Annotated in this window: 2 protein-coding genes; one reads left to right on the forward strand and one right to left on the reverse strand. The window is 68.5% G+C overall.

Going from position 1 to position 2,415, the window contains the following annotated elements; translation table 11 throughout:
- The coding region (locus A5646_RS26105) for an MFS transporter (RefSeq protein ID WP_067025332.1) at window positions 1–1,547 on the reverse strand (1,547 nt) is incomplete at its 3' end.
- 264 nt (window positions 1,548–1,811) lie between these two features.
- Between A5646_RS26105 and A5646_RS26110 the strand changes: the two genes are divergently transcribed.
- Window positions 1,812–2,415, forward strand: a 604-nt coding sequence (locus tag A5646_RS26110; RefSeq protein WP_066863888.1) for a hypothetical protein, incomplete at its 3' end; no start/stop codon positions are given.

The raw sequence follows: 2,415 nt of genomic DNA on the forward strand, positions 1-2,415 counted from the left end.
CCGCCCCTGCCGTCACCCGACCAGGGCGCAAAGCCCACCAGGAACAGCGCCGCGACGATGCCGAACAACGCGACGAACGCCGGCAACAACACCGATTGCGACATCGCGGCGGCGAACGGATCGCGCAGGAACGCAGGCAACTGCAGGGCGAGCGCGTCCTCGCCGACGGCGTCGCCGGACGGCTGGCGCGGCATCTCGGCGGTGATCCGCCAGGTCATGAACGCGGCCATGCCGGCGCTGCCGAGCACCGCGCCGAGCTGGCGCACGGAGTTGTACACCGCGGACCCCGCGCCGGCCAGGTGCGGCGGCAGGTTACGCGTCGCGGTGGCCGTCAACGGTGACCACACGAAGGCCATCCCGACGCCCATCGCGAAGAACGGCATAACCAGCCGCCAGATCGGCGTCGTCGGTGTCATCTCGAAGGTGATCCAGGTGAGCGCGATGGCCAGCACCGAGAAACCGAAACCGAGCACGGGCTGCGGATGGTATTTGTCGACGATCTTGCCGACGAACGGCGCGAAGACACCGTTGGCGATCGCCATCGGCGCGATCAACAGGGCCGAGCGGGTCGGCGAGAGCCCGCACACGGCCTGCGCGTAGAACGTCAGCGGCAGCATCATCGCCGTGGCGGCGAACGAGACGATGGCCACCCCGACGTTGCACAGGCTGAAATCGCGGTCGCTGAAGATGACCAACGGAATCAGCGGCTCGTGGGCGTTCAGCGACTGCCAGAACGCGAAGGCCGTCATGAATCCGACGCCCGCGACGATCAACGCCCAGATCCAGGGTTGCCAGTGCGCGGCCTGCCCCTGCTGCAGCCCGAACACGATCAGGAAGATCCCTATCCCGGACAGGGTGACCCCGATCAGGTCGAAGCGATGCGACTGGGTGGGCAGCACCGGAATCAACCAGTACGCCAACCCCAGCCCGAGGACGCCGATGGGGACGTTGACGAAGAAGATCCACTGCCATCCCAGGCTGTCGACCAGGACACCGCCGGCCAACGGGCCCACCAGGCTGGCGACACCGGCGGTGGCCCCCCATAGGCTCACCGCGACGCCGCGCCGCTCCGCCGGGAAGATCCGGGTGATGGTCGACAAGGTCTGCGGGGTGAGCAGCCCGGCCCCGACGCCCTGCACGACGCGCGCCGCGATCAGCATGGCCGCGCTGCCCGCCAGCCCGCACCACACCGACGAGACGGTGAACACCACCAACCCGATCAGATACAGGTTCTTGGGTCCGAACCGGTCACCCAGCCGCCCGGCCACCAGCAACACCACCGCGTAGCCCAGCAGGTAGGCGCTGGTCACCCAGACCACGGTGTCATAGCCGATGCGCAGGCTGCCCATGATGGTCGGGTTGGCGATGGCGACGATGGTCGAGTCGACCATGATCATGAAAAAGCCGATCATCATCGCCCACAGCGGGTTCCAGGGGTTCTGTGACTGCGGCGAGCTCCGGGTGAGAAAGTCCCAGCGGTTGGCGGCCCGGGGCGACGCCGATCCCGCGCGCCCTCCCCCGGGCGTGCGGGGCGTAGCCGTGCTCATCCACCCCACCTCGTTTCGCTCCCGACGATGCCGTTCAGTCGTCTCGGCCCATCTGATCGGCCTGGACCGGCCCACGCAGGCGATACCCGGCGGGTAAACAGCATGGGGATCGAGAAACGGCGCGGACCGTCGCAGACATCCAGCCTGCATTATTCCCGGTGCGGCAAGAGGCCGACGGCTGAGGATCGGGTCGGGGGGCATAACACGTCGGGATTTCCCGCGGGCGCGTTAGCCTGAAAGAACGCCATTTGCAGGAGAGACAATATGCGGGCTCGACGGAACAAGTCGCCGAACCGGTTTTTCACGATGTCCGACTCGGGGTCGGCACCGAGGGCCGACAACGGTCGGCCCAAGATGTCCGCGCGCGCGTTGGCGCAGGTCATCGAGCGAAGCTCGCGGTTGCAGGGTCCGGCCGCCGAGGCCTATGTGACCCGGCTGCGCAACGCGCACCCCAACGCCAGCCCGGCCGAGATCCTGGCCAAGCTGCACAAGCGCTACCTGGCCGTTGTGACGGCCGGCGGCGTTGCCGTGGGGGCCGCGGCGACCATCCCCGGCATCGGCACGATCAGCGCCCTGTCCGCCGCCGCCGCCGAAACGGTGACCTTCCTGGAGGCCACCGCGTTCCTGGTGCTGGCAACGGCGGTGGTCTACGACATCCCGGCCGATCACCGGGAGCGACGCCGCGCGCTGGTGCTGGCGGTGCTCGTCGGCGACAACAGCAAGCACGCCGTCGCCCAGCTGGTCGGCCCGGGCCGCACCAACGGCGGCTGGATCTCCGAGAGTCTGGCCGCCCTGCCGCTGTCGTCGATGTCCAAGCTGAACTCACGGCTGCTCAAGTCGTGGGTGCGCAAGTACACCGTGCGGCGCG

Origin of the sequence: Mycobacterium sp. 1245499.0, from assembly GCF_001673615.1 — a bacterium.
Taxonomy (GTDB): Bacteria; Actinomycetota; Actinomycetes; order Mycobacteriales; family Mycobacteriaceae; genus Mycobacterium; species Mycobacterium europaeum_A.